14 protein-coding genes are annotated in these 19001 nt (G+C 55.2%); 11 read left to right on the forward strand and 3 right to left on the reverse strand.

Annotated features, from left to right (window positions below; all coding sequences use genetic code 11):
- Positions 1 to 167 precede the first annotated feature (167 nt).
- The 11 genes from RT52_RS00240 (at position 168) to clpB (ending at position 16097) form a co-directional block, all read left to right on the forward strand.
- Entirely contained in the window at positions 168 to 1910 is a 1743-nt protein-coding gene (locus RT52_RS00240) for an adenine deaminase C-terminal domain-containing protein (RefSeq protein WP_034814341.1), read from the forward strand.
- Between the two features lie 68 nt (positions 1911 to 1978).
- Positions 1979 to 2287, forward strand: coding sequence for a YerC/YecD family TrpR-related protein (locus RT52_RS00245; protein WP_024371764.1), 309 nt, complete (start codon positions 1979 to 1981; stop codon positions 2285 to 2287).
- A 35-nt stretch (positions 2288 to 2322) separates the two neighbouring features.
- Positions 2323 to 3705, forward strand: coding sequence for a TrkH family potassium uptake protein (locus RT52_RS00250; protein ID WP_051690221.1), 1383 nt, complete (start codon positions 2323 to 2325; stop codon positions 3703 to 3705).
- Positions 3706 to 3717: 12 nt separating this feature from the next.
- Positions 3718 to 3957: a hypothetical protein gene (locus RT52_RS00255; protein WP_034814342.1), complete on the forward strand. Its 240-nt coding sequence runs from the start codon at positions 3718 to 3720 to the stop codon at positions 3955 to 3957.
- Between the two features lie 92 nt (positions 3958 to 4049).
- Positions 4050 to 4730, forward strand: coding sequence for a heptaprenylglyceryl phosphate synthase (pcrB, locus tag RT52_RS00260; protein ID WP_034809018.1), 681 nt, complete (start codon positions 4050 to 4052; stop codon positions 4728 to 4730).
- A 39-nt stretch (positions 4731 to 4769) separates the two neighbouring features.
- Complete coding sequence (pcrA, locus tag RT52_RS00265; protein ID WP_034814344.1) at positions 4770 to 6986, forward strand: DNA helicase PcrA; 2217 nt, start codon at positions 4770 to 4772, stop codon at positions 6984 to 6986.
- Positions 6987 to 6995: 9 nt separating this feature from the next.
- Positions 6996 to 8990 carry an NAD-dependent DNA ligase LigA gene (ligA, locus tag RT52_RS00270; protein WP_034814346.1) on the forward strand — a complete coding sequence of 665 codons (1995 nt, stop codon included), beginning with the start codon at positions 6996 to 6998 and terminating at the stop codon, positions 8988 to 8990.
- 260 nt (positions 8991 to 9250) lie between these two features.
- A complete protein-coding gene (locus RT52_RS00275; protein WP_034814347.1) occupies positions 9251 to 11164 on the forward strand; it encodes a DUF7507 domain-containing protein in 1914 nt (637 codons plus the stop codon).
- Between the two features lie 139 nt (positions 11165 to 11303).
- Positions 11304 to 12482, forward strand: a complete 1179-nt coding sequence (locus RT52_RS00280) for a CamS family sex pheromone protein (protein ID WP_034814348.1) — start codon at positions 11304 to 11306, stop codon at positions 12480 to 12482.
- Positions 12483 to 12620: 138 nt separating this feature from the next.
- Positions 12621 to 13487 carry a DnaJ domain-containing protein gene (locus RT52_RS00285; RefSeq protein ID WP_034814349.1) on the forward strand — a complete coding sequence of 289 codons (867 nt, stop codon included), beginning with the start codon at positions 12621 to 12623 and terminating at the stop codon, positions 13485 to 13487.
- An 18-nt stretch (positions 13488 to 13505) separates the two neighbouring features.
- Positions 13506 to 16097, forward strand: a complete 2592-nt coding sequence (gene clpB, locus RT52_RS00290) for an ATP-dependent chaperone ClpB (protein WP_034814350.1) — start codon at positions 13506 to 13508, stop codon at positions 16095 to 16097.
- 35 nt (positions 16098 to 16132) lie between these two features.
- Here clpB and RT52_RS00295 read toward each other — a convergent pair whose 3' ends face one another.
- The 3 genes from RT52_RS00295 to hemG all read right to left on the reverse strand — a co-directional run bounded on the left by RT52_RS00295 (position 16133) and on the right by hemG (position 18967).
- On the reverse strand, positions 16133 to 16450 hold the full coding sequence (locus RT52_RS00295) for a hypothetical protein (RefSeq protein WP_034809007.1): 318 nt from the start codon (positions 16448 to 16450) through the stop codon (positions 16133 to 16135).
- Positions 16451 to 16538: 88 nt separating this feature from the next.
- Entirely contained in the window at positions 16539 to 17606 is a 1068-nt protein-coding gene (locus RT52_RS00300; RefSeq protein WP_034814351.1) for a TIGR04053 family radical SAM/SPASM domain-containing protein, read from the reverse strand.
- A complete protein-coding gene (gene hemG, locus RT52_RS00305; RefSeq protein ID WP_034814352.1) occupies positions 17603 to 18967 on the reverse strand; it encodes a protoporphyrinogen oxidase in 1365 nt (454 codons plus the stop codon). The genes RT52_RS00300 and hemG overlap by 4 nt, the downstream gene beginning before the upstream one ends.
- Positions 18968 to 19001 lie beyond the last annotated feature (34 nt).

A 19001-nucleotide genomic window follows, 5' to 3' on the forward strand; every position in this document is an offset into this window, starting at 1 on the left:
CTCGGAGGCGTCTTTATTTGTGTAAACTTTATGTGAATTTCGTTACAATGGTGAACATAACTTGCGACGGATTATGAGAAAAGGTAAACTTGAATCAGGTTAAAGAAAACGCTTACAAAATTATCGTCTGATAATAAAAGCAAGCGATTAAGGGAGGACTGGGTTCGATGCCAACCAAACGATCGGCGCGGGCACCGTGGTCAAAAACGATGATTCGCTCACAGCTCGAAGTCGTGGACCAAGTGCGACCGCCTTCGCTCGTCTTGACGAATGCGACATATTTGAACGTGTATGTGAAACAATGGAAGGAAGCCAACATCTGGATTGAAAACGACCGAATCGTTTATGTCGGGCCGGACTTGCCGAAAGCAGCGGTCGAGACAGTCGATGTTTCCGGGAAGTTTATCGTCCCAGGCTACATGGAGCCACACGCTCACCCATTCCAACTGTATAACCCGGCGACGCTGTCGAAGTATGCAGGCGAGCGGGGGACGACCACGCTCGTGAATGACAACATGCTTCTTTTTTTACAAAATAAGGAGCAAGCGTTTGCACAAATGGATGCGATGCAACAGTTGCCGACGAGCACGTATTGGTGGGCCCGTCTCGACACGCAAACGGAGCTTGACCGGGATAGTGTCCTCGTCGACACGGAACGTATCCATGACTGGTTCAACCATCCGGATGTCATCATGGCCGGCGAGTTGACGGCATGGCCGCGCACACTGAAGGGTGACGACGAGATGTTACAGTGGATGCTTGACGCAGAGTCTTGCGGGCTACCGGTCGAAGGACATTTCCCTGGTGCATCGGCGAAGACGCTCACGAAAATGGCGCTGATGGGTGTCCACAGCGACCATGAGGCGATGACGGCCGAAGAAGCGCTCTGTCGGCTCGAGCACGGTTATACGACGACGTTACGACACTCGTCGATTCGTCCGGACCTCCCGGAGATGATGGACGGTTTACTCAAGGCTGGGTTGACGGCGTTCGACCATTTGATGGTGACGACGGACGGTTCGACACCGGGCTTTTATGAGGCGGGCATGCAGGATCAACTCGTGAAGATCATGATGGAGGCGGGACTCGACCCGATCGAGGCGTATCGCATCGTCTCGTTGAACGTGGCCCGTCACTTCGACCTCGATCACGTCCTCGGATCGATCGCCCCGGGGCGGATTGCCCATTTAAATATTCTCGACGCCGTGGACGAACCGCGTCCGACGAGCGTCATCGCAAAAGGACAATGGATTGTGCGCGACGGCGTCTCCCTGTTCCCGGACGAGCTCGTCGAGGCGGTGCTCGCGCTCATGCCGGCGACAGACGTCGAGATTGAGCTTACCCCGCAAGATTTGTCGTTCAGCATGCCCGTCGGCCTCGATATGGTCAACTCGGTCATCATGAAACTGTTTAAGATCACGCACGATACCGGGCAAGACGAACTGCCGCGCGAAGGGGACGAGTCGTTTCTCATGTTGCTCGACAAAGAAGGCAAGTGGCGGCTCAACACGGTACTGAAAGGATTCGCCAACGATTTCGGCGGTCTCGTCAGCTCGTACTCGATCAGTGGCGATTACTTGATTCTTGGGAAATGCAAACAAGACATGTTGACGGCGTTCGCGCGGATGAAAGAACTCGGCGGCGGCATCGTCCTCGTCGACCGTGGGGAAATCATCGCAGAAATCCCGCTCCCGCTCTGCGGCATGACCTCGACGGAGCCGATTGAGCGGTTGATCGAGCAGGAGAAACAGCTTCGGGAGGAGCTCGTGACACGTGGGTATCATTTCGAAGACCCGATTTACACGCTCTTGTTCCTCGCCTCGACACATTTGCCGTATGTGCGGGCGACGCCGCTCGGAATTTACGAAGTCATGAAAAAACAAATACTATTTCCAGCGATTTTGCGATGAACAGTTGAGTCCGAGGCAGTCGTGCTTTAAAATGATAAAGAAGTACGATGGAGAGAGGATGCTTGCGGATGCAACTCGATAAATTAAGAGGGCGTGAACTTGATCAGCTGTTTGAGGCGATCTTGAAGCTCGACACGCTCGAAGACTGTTATCAATTGTTTGAAGATTTAGCGACCGTCAACGAAGTCCAGGCGCTGGCCCAACGGTTAGAAGTGGCTCGCCAAATTCGTGAAGGTAGCACATATCATAAAATCGAAGAAGCGACAGGTGCTTCGACGGCTACGATTTCTCGTGTCAAGCGTTGCTTGAACTACGGGTCTGGTGGCTATGACCTTGCCCTTGAACGCCTAAACCAATCAGACAAAGGTGACTCGTAAGAGTCATCTTGTTTTTGATGGAGAGGAGGGGCATGATGCAAGACAAATTTATGAAACGTAATTTACAGCTGTTCTTTCGAAAACTGACACCGGTCCAGACGCTCGTCTTGATTTACAGCGCGGCCGCGATTTTGTCGATCATCCTGCTCGCTCTGCCAATCGCGCACAAGCCTGGTGTCACAATCACGTTCACCGACCTCGTCTTTTTCGCGGTCAGTTGTGTCAGTGTCACCGGACTCACGCCGATTGTCGTCGCGGACACGTTCTCGACGTTCGGACTATTCATCATCCTCTTCATCGTTCAAGTGAGCGGGGTCGGGTTGATTAGTCTTCATGTCATCATGTGGATTTTGCTCGGGAAGCGTATCGGTTTCCGTGAGCGCCAACTCATTTTGCGTGACCAAAACCAGACGTCGATGTCTGGTATCATCAAGTACATCACCGAGATCGTCATCACGGTAATCGCGATCGAGGCAATCGGTGCGGTGCTACTCGGTGTTCACTACTTAAACTACTTTGACACGGCCGGCGAGGCATTCCTTCAAGGCTTGTTCGGGGCCGTAAGTGCGACGACGAACGCCGGATTCGATATTACCGGTAGCTCGCTCGCCCCGTTCCGGGAAGACCCGTTCGTCATCTTCACACAAATCGCGCTCATGACCGGCGGTGCCATCGGGTTCCCGGTGCTCGTCGAGATTCGGACGTATTTGACGAGCCGCATCATGCGCAAGCGTGAGAACTTCCCGCGCCGTTTCTCACTGTTCACGAAGTTGACGGTCTCGACGTTCTTCATCTTGATTGCAATCGGGACGGTCGGATTGTTCTTGTTCGAGTACAACAACGCCTTCAAAGAGTTGCCGCTCTGGCTCGCGCTGTCGGACTCGTTATTCCAGTCCGTGACGACGCGAAACGGGGGACTATCGACGGTCGACGTCAACTTGTTCTCGGAAGGCAGTATGTTGCTCTTATCGATTCTCATGTTCATCGGGGCCTCGCCGTCTTCGGTCGGTGGGGGGATTCGGACGACGACGTTCGCCGTCGCCGTGCTCGGGGTCATCGCGTTCATCCGTGGGGACTCGTCGATTAAAATTTTCGGACGCGAAATCGTGCTCGAAGATATTTGGAAAGCGTTCGTCATCATCACCGTCTCGCTCGCCGTCTTGCTGACGGGTGTCATGGTGCTCGCGTTCTTTGAGGACGCCTCGCTCACCCGGATCTTGTTCGAGGCGTGCTCGGCGTTCGGGACGACCGGACTTTCGGTCGGGCTGTCCTCGGAGTTCAGTAACGTCGGGAAATGGGTGCTCACGATTCTCATGTTCATCGGCCGGATTGGGGTCATCGCCTTCATCTTGATTTTGCAACGCCGTCAGCCGAAACGGATGTACAATTATCCGAAAGAATCGATTATCTTAGGTTAAGGAGACAAGGTCATGAAGGCATTTTGGATCAACTTCGGTTACGTGTTCGTCGTCCCGGTCTTGCCGTTTATCGCCATCGTGAACGGGACGGCGCTCTGTTCCCCTGATTCACCTTTGCTCGACATTCCAGTCCTCGGATTCTTTTTAGGGAATCCGCTCTGGTTCGTCCCGGTGTATGGGGTGTTTGCGCTCGTCGTCGCAAGATGGATGACCGCACGCGAACGCCGCACCGCCGAATCACGACACGTCTGAAGACTTGCTGCGGCAAGTCTTTTTTTCGTCAACAGATGCAACCGAGTCTAAAAATCGCTACACTAGAGAAGGTATCGAATGGAGGGAGCCGAATGGAATTTACGAAGTGGCGTCATGTCTTTAAGTTAGACCCGAACAAATCCATCGACGACGCGTCGCTCGAGGCGCTCATCCACTCAGGGACCGATGCCTTCCTCATCGGCGGGACGGACGGGGTGGACGCAGAGAACACGTACCGGCTCTATGAACGGTTAGCCGGGTGTGGCGTCCCGCTCGCGCTCGAAATGAGCCATCCCGACCAGACGGTGCGCGGCTTTCAGCACTACTTCATCCCGACCGTGTTGAACGCCGGGAGTGTCGATTGGGTGATCGGACACCAGGCGCGGGCGTTTGAATCATACGGACATTGGTTCGATGCGACGTGCGTGACCGGTCAAGGGTATATCGTCTTAAACCCCGAGGCGAAAGTCGCCGTCGTGACGGAAGCCAAGACGAGCCTGTCGCTCGAGCAAGTCGTCGCCTACGCCGAGACGGGTCGATACGTGTTCCGACTGCCGTCCCTCTATCTCGAATATAGCGGCACGTTCGGCTCGCCGGACGTCGTCAAAGAAGTTCGTCTCGCTTTGCCGGACACGCACTTGTTTTACGGGGGTGGCATCGACGGGGCCGAGACGGCGCGCTTGATGGCCTCTTACGTAGATACGATTGTCGTCGGTAATGTCATTTATGAGAATCTCGACGGAGCGCTTGCGACCGTAGCAGCACTCCGATAAAATAAGAACAAACGTTTGGAATGAAGAAAGGAAACGATTATGTATAACTTGAGTGAAGAATTGGTCAAAGGCATGAACCCTCCACAAGCAGAGGCAGTCAAATATACGGACGGCCCGCTGCTCATCATGGCCGGGGCGGGGTCTGGGAAAACACGCGTCTTGACGCATCGCGTCGCCTATTTGATGGCGTCGAAACAGATCGCGCCGTGGAACATTCTCGCCATCACGTTTACGAACAAAGCGGCCCGTGAGATGAAAGACCGAATCGCCCGTCTCGTCGGCGGTGTCGCGGACGATATTTGGATTTCGACGTTCCACTCGATGTGCGTCCGAATTTTACGCCGGGACATCGATCGCATCCGTTATGACCGGAACTTCTCGATTCTTGACTCGTCCGATCAATTGACGGCGATCAAGCAAGTGCTCAAAGAGTTGAACCTTGACCCGAAAAAATACGAGCCACGGACGCTCCTCGGTATGATCTCGAACCATAAGAACGAGCTCCGCACGCCACAAGAGGCGGCCGCACTTGTCGGCAACAACCCGTATGAAAAAGTCATCTCGGACGTCTATACGGCCTATGAGAAGAAGTTGAAGCAAAACAACGTGCTCGACTTTGACGACTTGATTATGAAGGCGATCCAGTTGTTCCAAGAAGCGCCGGACGTGCTCGCGTTCTATCAGAAGAAGTTTCGATACATCCATGTCGACGAGTATCAGGATACGAACCGGGCCCAATATACGCTCGTTAAACTGCTCGCCGAGGCGCATGAGAACTTGTGTGTCGTCGGGGACTCGGACCAGTCGATTTATCGCTGGCGCGGCGCCGACATCGCCAACATCTTGACGTTTGAGAAGGACTATCCGAGCGCGCACGTCATCTTGCTCGAACAGAACTATCGCTCGACGAAACGCATTCTAGAGGCGGCGAATGGGGTCATCCAAAACAACTCGAGCCGTAAAGATAAAAAGTTGTGGACGGAAAACGCGGAAGGGGAGAAGCTCCTCCTTCATGTCGCTTCAGACGACCGTGATGAAGCGTTCTTCATCATCAATCAGATGAAAGAGCTCCGCCAAGAAGGAATCGATTACGGCGAGATGGCCGTCCTTTACCGGACGAACGCCCAGTCACGTGGTCTCGAGGAGATGCTTCTCAAGTCGAACATCCCGTACAAGATGGTCGGTGGGACGAAGTTCTATGAACGAAAAGAAATCAAAGACATCTTGGCGTATTTGCGCCTAATCGCCAACCCGGACGAGGACATCTCGTTCGTCCGTGTCGTCAACGAACCGAAGCGGGGCATCGGCGCCGCGACGGTCGACAAGCTCGGCGACTTCGCCGCGATGCAAGGCGTATCCCTCATGGAAGCGATTCGGGACATCGAACTGTCGGGCATCGCCCCGCGCACAGCGACGAAACTCGCCGAATTCCGCAAACTCATGGTCGACCTTCGTCAAATGGCCGACTACTTGTCGATCTCCGAGTTGATTGAAGAAGTGTTGAAGAAGTCAGGCTACGAAGAGATGCTCAAAATCGAGAAGACGCTCGAAGCGGAGAGCCGGCTCGAGAACTTGCAGGAATTTCTCTCCGTCGCCCAAAACTTCGAAAAGGAAAGTGATGAACAGACGCTCGTCGCCTTCCTCACCGATTTGACGCTCGTCTCCGACCTCGATTCACTCGAAGAAGTCGACGAGTTGCATCAAGTCACCCTGATGACGCTCCACTCGGCGAAAGGACTCGAGTTCCCGGTCGTCTTCTTAATCGGAATGGAAGAAGGGTTGTTCCCGCATAGTCGTGCGTTGAACGACCCCGAGGAGATGGAAGAAGAGCGCCGTCTCGCCTACGTCGGCATCACGCGGGCCGAGAAGCGTCTCTATTTGACGCGAGCCCAGTCCCGCATGTTGTACGGCCGCTTTCAAAACAACCCGGAGTCGCGCTTCTTACATGAGTTGCCGGAGACGTTATTAGAACGTTCAGGTAAAGCGAAGAAGCCGATGCCATGGAATCCGGTCGAGTCGCCAGGGAAACTTCCCGTGAACGGCTTCAGCTCAAAACCGAAACCGAAGCTCGCCCAGTCGTCTGGCGCCGAGTCAATCGGTTGGAACGTCGGAGATAAAGCGAATCATAAGAAGTGGGGACAAGGCACGGTCGTTCAGACGCGTGGCGAAGGCGATCAGCTCGAACTCGATATCGCCTTCCCGGCCGTCGGCATCAAACGCCTACTCGCCAAGTTTGCCCCAATCGAAAAAGCGTGAGGTGATCATATGGAGATGGCAGAACGTGTTGAAGCGTTACGACAGAAGTTAAATCAGTACGGCTATGAATATTATGTGCTCGATCGACCGAGTGTCCCGGATGCGGAATACGACCGTCTCATGAACGAGCTCATCGAAATTGAGACGGATTATCCGGAACTCCGGAGTCCCGACTCACCGACGCAACGGGTCGGCGGCGCCCCGCTTGACGCGTTCGTCAAAGTGACGCACGACACACCGATGCTATCGCTCGGGAACGTCTTCTCAAAAGAAGAGCTCGTCGAATGGGTCGGACGCATCGAGAAAGACCTCGGCTACAGTCCGCTGTTCGTCGCCGAGCTCAAGTTTGACGGGCTCGCCGTGTCGCTGAAATACGAGGCCGGCCGGCTCGTCCGTGGCGCGACGCGCGGTGACGGGACGACCGGGGAAGACATCACGCAAAACTTGAAGACGATTCGTGCGATTCCGCTCCGATTGAACGAGGACGTCACGTTTGAGGTGCGCGGTGAGGCGTACATGCCGAAACGGTCGTTCGAACATTTGAACGACGAGCGCGAACGTCTCGGTGAACCGCTGTTCGCCAACCCGCGCAATGCGGCAGCCGGTTCGCTCCGACAGCTCGACTCGAAAATTGCGGCGGCGCGGAACTTGGCGTTCTTCGCCTACGGCCTCGTCTCGACCGATGACCTCGTCGCCTCGCACGACGAATCACTCGCGTATTTAGGCCGTCTCGGCATCGCCGTCAGCCAAGAGTACACGACGTGTCAGACGGCCGATGAGTTGTGGGACTATATCGAGACGTACGTCACGAGACGGTCTGAACTCCCATATGAGATTGACGGCATCGTCATCAAAGTCGCGGCGTATGAAGAACAAGAACAGCTCGGCTTCACGGCGAAGAGCCCTCGCTGGGCGGTTGCCTATAAGTTCCCGGCCGAGGAAGTCGTGACGACGATTGAAGACGTCGACTTCAGCGTCGGCCGGACCGGGAAAGTCACGCCACGGGCGCGGTTCGCACCGGTCTCCGTTGCCGGTTCGACCGTGACGTACGCGACGCTCCACAATGAAGACTTTATCAAAGAGAAGGACCTCCACATCGGCGATCGTGTCGTCATCAAGAAAGCCGGGGACGTCATCCCGGCCGTCGTCTCCGCGCTCGTTAGTGAGCGGACCGGCGAAGAAACGGAAATCGTTTTCCCGACGCATTGCCCGGCGTGTGATTCCGAACTCGTCCGGTTAGACGGCGAGGCAGATCACCGTTGCGTCAATCCGGAATGTCCGGCCCAACTGCTCGAAGGGTTGATTCACTTCGTGTCACGTCCGGCGATGAATATCGATGGACTCGGTGAGAAAGTCATCACCCAGCTGCATGAGGCGGGTCTCGTCCATAACGTCGCCGACTTGTATCGGCTTGACCGGGAGGCGCTCCTTGCGCTCGACCGGATGGGCGAGACGTCGGTGACGAACTTGCTCGCGGCGATCGAGCAATCGAAACAGAACTCGCTCGAACGGGTATTGTTCGCGCTCGGTATCCGTCTCGTCGGCCAAAAGGCGGCGACGCTCATCGCCGAACGATTCGAGACGATGGATCAAATCATGACGGCTTCTGTAGAAGCGTTGACGGCGATTGACGGCATCGGTACGAAGATGGCCGAATCGATCACCCTCTATTTCGAGAAACCGGAAGCCCAAGATCTCGTGCAGGAACTCGCTGAAGCAGGTGTCAATTTGACGTTCAAAGGGACGAAGCGCCCCGTCGACACGGACGCGCCGCTTGCAGGGAAGACGGTCGTCTTGACCGGCAAACTGCATGAGATGACGCGTGGCGAAGCCGGGAAGAAGCTTGAACTGCTCGGCGCGAGCGTCACCGGAAGCGTCAGCAAGAACACGGATTTGCTCGTCGCCGGTGAGAAGGCTGGTTCGAAATTGACGAAAGCGGAGTCACTCGGCATCGAAGTGTGGGACGAAGCGGCGCTCCTTTCGTTCTTATCCGAACAGAATTGAAACGAGTCACCATCTGAACGATTTTCAGATGGTGACTTTTTTTCATTGACCTAACGTTCAAAAAAATCAAGGTTTCGACGGATTTACGAAAACGCCGGAAGGGTAATGAATAGTATCCTTACAATTTGCAAAATCTTCCTGAATTAGAGGACCCTTTGACACCACGACTCGCGCACACACATCCTCTTTTCTCCCTCCGTGCCGAGGCGGTCATCGGACAGACATGTCGACTGGCATTCAGCTTAGAGGAGGGACACATCATGACGCACGCCACCCGTCAATGGACTGCATGGATCGCTTTGATTGCCTTATTGATCAGCTTACTTACACCGAACGTTCTTTACGCCGAGACCGCGAGTACGGTTTATGTACAGGTCGACTTGACGACCGAGGAAGCAGACAGCTTATTCGAATCGAGTCTCGTCTATGAAGACGTGACGTATTACGGGGTTCGGGAAACTATGGACACATGGCGCTTCATGATTGATGCGCCGAGCGTCGACGGGTCCTTGATTGACACGGTCACGCTGTACGATGAAGGTCGCGTGCCGTACTCGTTCACGGCCTTCACGATTACAGAGGGAGCGGCGATTGAACCGGTCGTGGAAGAAGTGTTAACGGAAACGCCACCTGTCGAAGAAACAGAGTCGGCGGAATTGATTGTTGAAGAAGTCGTGGAAGAAGCGCTTCCTGAAGAATCGGTTGTAGAAGCAACCGTCGCAGAGGAATCGAGCGTGGAAGAAGCAGGTGTCGAAGAACCGGTCGTGGACGTCGAGGTGATGACAGAAGAAATAGCGGCGACCTCTGTCACCCCTTCTGTCACGATCGAGAAGCTCGCACTCGGGGCGGACGGCGAAATCACGGAAGTGCTCGCAGGCGACTTGTTGACGTATCGACTCGTCATCAACGTGACAGGGGCACCGATTGAAAACTTCTCGGTGTCGGACACGGTACCGGAAGCGTTGACGGTCGTCACGGATTCGGTTGAAGTGATTGGTCCGGAAGGTGTGGAGACGCCCGTCCCGACCGTCGTCAGCGGCCCGCCCGCCTTCTATTGGACGTTCCCGGTCATACCGGTCGGGACGACGACGATTCAGTTTGACACGTTCGCCCCAGACGTTGAGATGGAGACGGATGTGACGAACACGTTTTGTATCGGTGTCGAAAGCCAAGACATCCCGAACGACTGTGCAGACGTGACGGTGACCGTCGTGCCAAACCAAATGATTGGACTTGAGGTCGGAAAAGAAGCGAATATCGATCAAGCCGTCGTCGGCGGGATGATCCCGTACACGTTCGTCATCGAGAACACTGGGGAAACCTCGCTCACGATCATTTCGATTGAAGATGAATTCTTTGACGGTGGCATCAGCACCGAAGCCGTCCGCGCATTCAATGAGACGTTGCAGACGAGACTCGACGGGTTGATTGGAGAGGACGGGCTCGCTCCGGGCGAACGGGTTGAAACGACAGTCAACCTCGACGTGCCGGACGATTACGACGCGGCGACCTATCCTGAAATCGGGAATATCTTCCGAGTGGCCGCGACTGACGAATACGGTCGCGTGATTGATGCCGAGAGCCAACAAATCGTCTTGTTGAACCGGATCGACTTCACCGTGACAAAAGAGGCGACTCCTAAAACAGTGCACCCGGGTGACACGATCATTTACACGTATACAATCACAAACACGTCGAACGTCACACTCCATTTCGTCGACGCGATGGAAGAATGGACGAGCGGGGCGTTGACCGTTGCAGAACAGCGTGAGACGACCGAGACGTTACGCGACGGCATGCGTGCCCTGGCGGAAGTCGAGAACGGTCTCATACCCGGTGAAGAAATCGTCTTGGAGATGGAGAAAGTCTTATTGCCATCTTATGACGTACGAGCTGGCGAGACGTTGACGAATCGGGTAACCTTCACATTCGAAGTGAGCGGCAATCGCGTCTCCCGCTCGGCCGAGGCGACGGTGCATGTCAAACAAGCCATTCCTGAACGGGAAGATGACAGCGCGTACGTCCCAGCACCGACGACACCGACAACACCGACACAGGGCACGCTTCCGATGACAGGTTCGACGAGTACATGGGTGACGGCGCTCGGTCTCGTGTTCCTCATCCTCGGGCTGTTCGTGTTGACACATCGACGGCGCCCGTCGAATAAAGCATAACGCGTCTTCCTCCGGCTCAAACGCCGGAGGATTTTTTGTCTAGTGGACTGATTCCGCTTCGACACTTTTTTCAGCGGTCGATTTTGCTATAATAGAAAAAGTGTATGAGGAATCGACTTGTAAAAGGAGTTAACTATAGATGAAATGGAAACAACTCGTCATTCCCGCAGTGGCCGCCAGTTTGCTACTCAGTGGATGTTCAATGAAGATCCCGATGGGGGAAGAAGAAGCGACGCCGACCGGGAATGAGACGGTGTCAGAAGGGGTCACCCCTGCCATTGAGGCCCGTGATTCATACTATCAGATGGTGATTCCGTTCAAACCGGCCGCCGCCCGTGGACTCGCACAGCGTCAAGTTAGTTCCTCGCTCGAGCTTGAAGAAGTCGAGCTCGGCTTGATGCGTCATTCGACTGGAGCGTTCAATCCGGACCAGTTCGCGTATCAAGAAGGTCAGCTCTTGACGAACACCGACGTGTTACAGCTTCTCGGTCGTAAGAGCAAAGAGCAGGAAGATGGCGCCTTCGTCCCACTCAACCCTGCCTACCAGAACGGGACGGCGGAAGTCTCGGAGGCTGATTTTGTCGACGCGAACAAAGAATCGCCGCTCTATCTCGCTTCGCTCGTCGAACAGAACTATATGCAGCAGTCCGATAACGGCTATGCGCTCGGAGGTGCCTCGTTTGCCCTCATCTTGAACCGGGAGTATGTCTTCCAAGCGCCTAACTTCGGGCCGACGTATACCGAACGGTTGGACGAGAGCAAAGTCATCGCGGAAGGCGAGCGGATGGCGAATGAACTCGTGACGCAACTGCGGGAACGGGAAGATTTCAAAGAACTCGATATTAACGTGGCGTTATATATGAAGGCTTCGCAAGGCTCGCCGACACCCGGAAACTACATCAAGTCGGCTTTCGTCGGCAAGTCGGATCAAATCGCCTCAGGTGATTGGAAAGCAATCGATGAGCGTTATTACTACTTCCCGTCACGTGAGGCGACGAACGAAGTGCGCGACGACTCTCAAAAGTTCACGTTGTTCAGTGACCGAATCGCGGACGTCTTTCCTGACTTTAGCGGCATGATCGGCAAAGGGTTCTATCAGAACGGTGATTTGTCACGCCTTGAGATCGATATCCCGATCCAGTTCTATAGCCGCGCCGAACTGGTTGGCTTCACACAACATATCGTCGGCTTGCTCGAGAACCGTTGGGAATACAACCGCAGTGTCCCGATTCGAATTAACGTGACCTCACTCGGGGGCAACCCGGAAGTGACGATCGTCTTCGAAGAAGGCATGGCCAATCCGAAAGTATACTTCTAATCGAGAATGGGCTTCGTTTTGAAACGAAGTCCTTCTTTTTTTCGTACACATTAGTGAGGGTAATCTTTGACCTTGTTTGACCAATTAGATAGAATAGACTTAACAGAATCGGGAAAGGGATAGGTGAGGTGAAACGAAATGGCAAAAAACTATTATGACGTCCTCGGCGTGTCGAGGCAGGCATCCGAGCAGGACATTAAACGAGCATATCGAAAGTTGGCCAAACAATACCATCCGGACGTGAATCAAGACCCGGGCGCGCAAGATCAGTTTAAGGCGATTCAAGAAGCGTTCGACGTATTGAGCGACCCGGAGAAGAAAGCGAACTATGACCGCTACGGAAGCGCGGAAGGACCGACGTTTGGTGGCGGGACATATAGCGGAGATGGGTACGGAGAAGGTTCGGCCCAGTTTGAGGACTTGTTCCGACAATTCGGGGGCGGCTCACGGACGACGTCCCGGACGTTCGGGTTCGAGGACATGTTCGGCAGCTTCTTCAATCAAGCCGTCGAAGAAGACTTAGACGAGACGGTGCGCGTCAACATCCCGCTCAGTCAATTGACGAAAGATGCGAAAGTGAGTTTGCGTCTCCAGTCGGGGACAGTGAACGTGAAGCTCCCCCAAGGGGCCTATGAGGGACAAAAGCTACGCCTAAAAGGGAAGAGCAGCAAAGTCGGGCAGTCCGGCGACCGCGGCGACGTCTACGTCGAGCTCCATTTCACGGACGACGAGGCGTATCATCGGGAAGGTGCGAACGTCATCACCGTCAAACGGTTGCGTCCGCTCGCATTTCTTGACGGGACGGAAGTCGTTATCGCGACGCTCGACGGGGGACGGGTGAAACTGAAGGTCAAACCGGGCTCACGTCCGGGCCAACGGATGCGGATTCCAGGTCGTGGTTTCATGACGGCATCGAAAGTCCGGTCCGACCTGTTCGTCCAGCTCGAGGTCGACTTACCGCTCGACGCCGCCCACCGATCTGTTTATGAACAACTTGAACGCTGAACATAAGGAGGAAATGGGATGGATTTCAATCGATTTACCGATAAAGCACATGAAAGCATCGTCAGTTCACAAGCGCTCGCGAAACAGTATCACCATAGTGAGATGAACGAATGGCACGTCTTGGCATCGATGATCTCGCAAACGGACGGCATCATCCCACTTTTGTTGCAGAAGATGGAGTTAAACGTCGCAGAGATTGAAGCCGAAGTGGCGATGGCACTTAAAAATGCGCCGAAGTTGCAAAATCCGACGACGCCGATGATTTCGGCCTCGCTGTTGAACGTTTTGACGACGGCCGAACGTGAGGCGACCGGGATGAGTGACGAATACGTCTCTGTCGAACATGTGTTGCTCGGCATCCTGTTGAATAAAAGCCAAGCGCAAAGCATGCTCGAACGAAAAGGGGTAACCGAGGACAAGTTACGCGAGGCGCTCACCGCCGTCCGCGGCAATCGCCGCATCACCTCGAAATCTCCGGAAGCGACGTATGACGTGTTGACAAAATACGGACGTGACTTGATTCAAGAAGTGAAGACCGGAAAAATCGACCCTGTCATCGGGCGTGATAGCGAGATTCGCCGCGTCATCCGCATCTTGAGCCGGAAGACGAAGAATAACCCCGTCTTGATCGGGGAACCGGGTGTCGGGAAGACGGCCATCGTCGAAGGGCTCGCCCAGCGGATCGTCCGCGGGGACGTCCCGGAAAGTTTGAAAGACAAGACGATCTTTAGCCTCGACATGAGCTCGCTCGTCGCCGGTGCCAAATATCGCGGGGAGTTCGAAGAGCGTTTGCAAGCCGTCTTGAACGAAGTGAAAGAGGCGGAAGGGAAAATCATCCTCTTCATCGATGAATTGCATACAATCGTCGGGGCCGGTAAGTCCGAAGGGGCGATGGACGCCGGGAACATGCTCAAGCCGATGCTCGCCCGTGGTGAGCTCCATTGTATCGGGGCGACGACGCTCGATGAGTATCGTCAATATATCGAGAAAGATCCAGCACTCGAGCGACGCTTCCAACAAGTGCTCGTCGACGAACCGGATGTCGAAGACACGGTCTCGATCTTACGCGGTTTGAAAGAACGGTTCGAGATTCACCATGGTGTCCGCATTCATGACAACGCGCTCGTCGCGGCGGCCGTCTTGTCGAATCGCTACATTACCGACCGTTTCATGCCAGACAAAGCGATTGACCTCGTCGATGAGTCGTGCGCGATGATTCGGACCGAGATGGAATCGATGCCGGCCGAACTCGATGAACTCGTCCGTCGCGTCATGCAGCTCGAGATTGAAGAGGCGGCGCTCAAAAAAGAAAGCGACGACGCGTCGAAGAAACGGCTCGAGGCGCTTCAACAAGAACTCGCCTCGTCACGCGAACAAGCGGACGCGCTTCGTCTACGTTGGGAAAACGAGAAAGAATCGACCCACCGCGTCCAACACATCCGTGGCGACCTCGAGAAAGTGAAGCTCGAACTGCAAGAGGCAGAGAGCCGCTACGACTTGAACCGGGCGTCGGAACTCAAATACGGACGTATCCCGGAACTCGAGCGTGAACTTGAAGAAGCCGAACGTCTCGCGGGATCGGTGACGCGTGAACTCGTCCGGGAGGAAGTGACGGAAGAAGAGATTGCCGAGGTCGTCTCGAAATGGACGGGCATCCCGGTGACGAAGCTGACCGAAGGGGAACGGGACAAGTTGCTCAACCTCGAGACGGTGCTCCATCAACGCGTCTTCGGCCAAGACGATGCGATTCGCCTCGTCAGCGACGCCGTCATCCGAGCACGGGCCGGCATTAAAGATCCGAACCGCCCGATCGGGTCGTTCCTCTTCCTTGGGCCGACCGGGGTCGGGAAGACGGAACTCGGGAAAGCGCTCGCCGAGGCGATGTTCGATTCGGAAGACCATATCGTTCGTCTCGACATGAGCGAGTATATGGAGAAACATGCCGTGTCGCGTCTCGTCGGTGCGCCTCCGGGCTATATCGGCTACGAGGAAGGCGGTCAATTGACGGAAGCGGTCCGTCGCAATCCGTACTCGGTGTTACTACTCGATGAAGTCGAGAAAGCGCACGCCGACGTGTTCAACATCTTGCTCCAGTTGCTCGATGACGGTCGCTTGACCGACTCGCACGGACGAGTCGTCGATTTCAAGAACACGATTGTCATCATGACGTCGAATATTGGGGCCGACATCTTGCTCGAGGCGGCGAAAGACGGCGTCATCGATGAGGCGGAGGAACGTCAAGTCATCGAGCGACTCCGTCGTCACTTCCGACCGGAGTTCTTGAACCGTGTCGATGAGACGATTCTGTTCCATCCGCTCACACGCGACCAAATCGGCCAAATCGTCGAGAAGGCGGTCGCCCGGATGGGAAGCCGTTTGACGGCCCGCTCGATTCACATCGAAATCACCGACGCGGCGAAAGCGTTCATCGCGGATGAGGCGTATGAACCGCAGTTCGGGGCCCGTCCAATTAACCGCTATGTGCAGCGGACGATTGAGACAAAGCTTGCCCGTAGCATCCTCGCCGGTGACGTCGAGGATGGCCAGACCGTGATGATTGATGTCGAGAACGGAGAGTTGACACTCCGTCCGACAACCGTGACCTATTAAGGAAAGGAGCGCCAGCAGATGCCGGCGCTCCTTTTTTAGTGATTGACTCGTGTGCGTCGATGGACGGCGCGTAGGACGAAATAGCTGAGTGCGAGAAACGTTACATACAACAGGACGGCGAACGCAAAATTGAAGACGACCGGGATTGTCCCCATATCACGCTGTCGCGCGGCCTCGTCAAACCAAATCACAAGCCAAAAGAACAAACCGAGACTGACCGCGACGAGCGAGTAAAATCCGCCGTTCACGGTCTTTCCAAATCGCATGATCAAATGGCCGACCGGATAGCTAATCAAGGCGATGAGTGCGAGGCCGATGTAAAACAAGCCGTCAATCGGGACATACACGAACATGTGATCTCCACCTTTATCGAGGTAAATGCAAATTCAATATATTTACATTTATCATACGATAAACCGAAAAAATGTAAAATGATTCTTTTTACGTAGACGGTTGATAGACGCAGTACGGTTCTTCGGCTTTATAGTCGCCCGTCACGGCGAACGCACGGGCCCGCGAACCGCCGCAGATGTAACGATATTCGCAATACCCGCACTTGCCTCCGTGCGTATCGGGGTCCCGGAGTGAGGTGAATACCGGATGATGTCGATAAAGGTCGGCGAGCGATGACTGTTTGACGTTGCCGCATTTGATCGGGAGAAAACCGGACGGCTGGACGTCACCGGTATGTGAGATGAAGACGAACCCGTTCCCATCGTTCGTCCCACGTGGCGCTTTTGCCAAATCATCGTGCGGATGACCGATGGGTGGAAGCCCGAGTTGTTTCCGGCGCGCGTTCTCTTGTCTAGCGACGCGGCGATAAAACTGGGCCTCGGTCGTCGAGACGATGAACGGGACTTCGGCTTGGAGAGCGAAAGCCCAACGTAGCACTTCTTCATGCCGCTCTGGTGTGATCGGTTGTAAGAGCGAACCGCGTCCGGTCGGAACGAGGAAAAAGAGGGTCCAGACGGAGACGCCGAGCGCACCGACGAGTTCGGCAATCGCGGGAAGTTGGTCCACGTTGTATTCCGTGACGGTCGTATTGATTTGAAATGACATGTCTTCCTGTTGAAAGTACGAGATGCCGCGCAATGTCCGATCGAAACTGCCGCGTGTGCCTCGGAAGTAGTCGTGCGACTTGGCGTCCGGTCCATCGATTGAGAACGCCCAGCGTGAAAGTCCGGCCGCCTTAGCTCGCTTGACCGCATCGCGGGTCACGCGTGGGGTAGCCGAAGGCGTCATCGAGACGCGCATGCCGAGCGAGGCTGCGTACCAGGTCAGTTCGAATAAGTCGTCACGCATGAGCGGGTCGCCGCCGGTGAAGACGAGGATTGGGTTATCCATGGCGTGAATGTCCCGGATGAGCGTTTTCGCCTGATCTGTATCGAGTTCATCGGGATAGCGATGATATTGGGCCTCGGCCCGACAATGGACGCACGACAACGCACAGGCGCGCGTCACTTCCCAAATGACGATGAACGGATTGACGTTGTAATCGATTCCGCTCATACGAGCACCTCTGGCGTTACGTTCAGACGTTCGACGGCCTGTTTGGCCGAATCGACACAGTCCGGCAATCCGACCCCGTCAAGAATCGCGCCGCACGCCTCGACCCCGTCCAGTGCGGCGAGGGCACGATTGAAGGAACGGACGTACGCTTTATGGCCGACTTCATATTGGGGCATCGTATCGAGGTGCCGTTCGACTTTCGTGAAGAGCGGCTTCCCGACGTGTTGAATCGTTCGTAGCTCGTCTAAGGCAAACGCGGCAATCGTCTCGTCGTCTTCCTTCAACAGGGGAGGCACGTGCTCGGATCCGATATAGACGCGTAGGAGCGCCATACCCGCAGGTGCCATGTGCGGCCACTTCTTATGCATCCAGCTGCATGCGGTCAGTGCGTTGCCTTCCCGTTTGGCGATGACATACCCGGTCCCGTCGAGCGCTGCGACATCGGTCTCTTTGAAGGCGGCGAGCACGGTCAAGGAAGACGTTCGTTTCAAGTCGGATAACTGTGCTGCTTCAGCCAATCCGAGCATCGGGCCGAGCGCCTCTGGAGAAGTCGCGAGAATGATACCGTCAAACGTCTCGACCGTCCCGTCCGAGAGCTCGACTTCATGCGGGCGAATCGCGGCGACGCGTGTGTTCAAATAAAGCTGATCGATGGCCGGTCGGAGCGCTTCAGTCAATGTGCCGAGCCCGTTACGGAGCGACAAGAACTTCCCTGCCTCACGAGGTGTGGCCCCGGCTTGAACGGGCGGTGTCAATGCTTTCATGCCGAGGATCAGGCTGCGTTTTTTCCGTTCAATCGTGATAAACTGAGGAAAAGTAGACTCGATGCTCATGTCTTGGAGCGTCCCGTTATAAATGCCCGACAAGAGCGGCTCGATCATCGACTCGACGACTTCAGGACCGAGCCGGGTACGGAAGAACGTGTCGAGCGAGATGTCTGTGCCGTGATAGACGCGCGGAAGCACGAGGTCGAGCCCGGCCCGGAACTTGCCGCGCCACGTGAATAAGTCGGTCTTGACCATCGGCCAAAACTTTGTCGGGATGCCCATGACGGAACCGTCCGGCATTTGACGCAGTTTTTGACGGACATAGATGTACGACGTCCCAGTCTTCGAACGAACGAGCTGCCCGTCTAAGCCGAGCTCTTGAATCAAGTCGGTCAGCGTCGGTTTCCGGGCCATATAGCCGTCGGGTCCGCACTCGAGGACGAATCCGTCCCGATGAATCGTTTTGATTTTCCCTCCAAGTCGATCGTTCGCCTCATAGAGTGTGACGTGCGCCCCGGCTTGTTTGGCGTAATAGGCGGCGGCAAGCCCGGTGATTCCGCCGCCGATGATTGCAATCTGTTTCAATTCATTCACCCATTTCCGTATAGTCTCACGCTTAACGGTACCG

This window comes from Exiguobacterium alkaliphilum 12/1 (assembly GCF_000714435.1).
GTDB lineage: Bacteria > Bacillota > Bacilli > Exiguobacteriales > Exiguobacteriaceae > Exiguobacterium > Exiguobacterium alkaliphilum.

Bases quoted from the DNA above. Each gene is read 5' to 3' on its own strand.
- RT52_RS00300 (WP_034814351.1), bottom strand. From the start codon at position 17,606: ATGAGCGGAATCGATTACAACGTCAATCCGTTCATCGTCATTTGGGAA.
- RT52_RS00245 (WP_024371764.1), top strand. From the start codon at position 1,979: ATGCAACTCGATAAATTAAGAGGGCGTGAACTTGATCAGCTGTTTGAG.
- RT52_RS00250 (WP_051690221.1), top strand. From the start codon at position 2,323: ATGCAAGACAAATTTATGAAACGTAATTTACAGCTGTTCTTTCGAAAA.
- RT52_RS00295 (WP_034809007.1), bottom strand. From the start codon at position 16,450: ATGTTCGTGTATGTCCCGATTGACGGCTTGTTTTACATCGGCCTCGCA.
- pcrA (WP_034814344.1), top strand. From the start codon at position 4,770: ATGTATAACTTGAGTGAAGAATTGGTCAAAGGCATGAACCCTCCACAA.
- ligA (WP_034814346.1), top strand. From the start codon at position 6,996: ATGGAGATGGCAGAACGTGTTGAAGCGTTACGACAGAAGTTAAATCAG.
- RT52_RS00280 (WP_034814348.1), top strand. From the start codon at position 11,304: ATGAAATGGAAACAACTCGTCATTCCCGCAGTGGCCGCCAGTTTGCTA.
- RT52_RS00240 (WP_034814341.1), top strand. From the start codon at position 168: ATGCCAACCAAACGATCGGCGCGGGCACCGTGGTCAAAAACGATGATT.
- RT52_RS00275 (WP_034814347.1), top strand. From the start codon at position 9,251: ATGACGCACGCCACCCGTCAATGGACTGCATGGATCGCTTTGATTGCC.
- RT52_RS00285 (WP_034814349.1), top strand. From the start codon at position 12,621: ATGGCAAAAAACTATTATGACGTCCTCGGCGTGTCGAGGCAGGCATCC.
- RT52_RS00255 (WP_034814342.1), top strand. From the start codon at position 3,718: ATGAAGGCATTTTGGATCAACTTCGGTTACGTGTTCGTCGTCCCGGTC.
- clpB (WP_034814350.1), top strand. From the start codon at position 13,506: ATGGATTTCAATCGATTTACCGATAAAGCACATGAAAGCATCGTCAGT.
- pcrB (WP_034809018.1), top strand. From the start codon at position 4,050: ATGGAATTTACGAAGTGGCGTCATGTCTTTAAGTTAGACCCGAACAAA.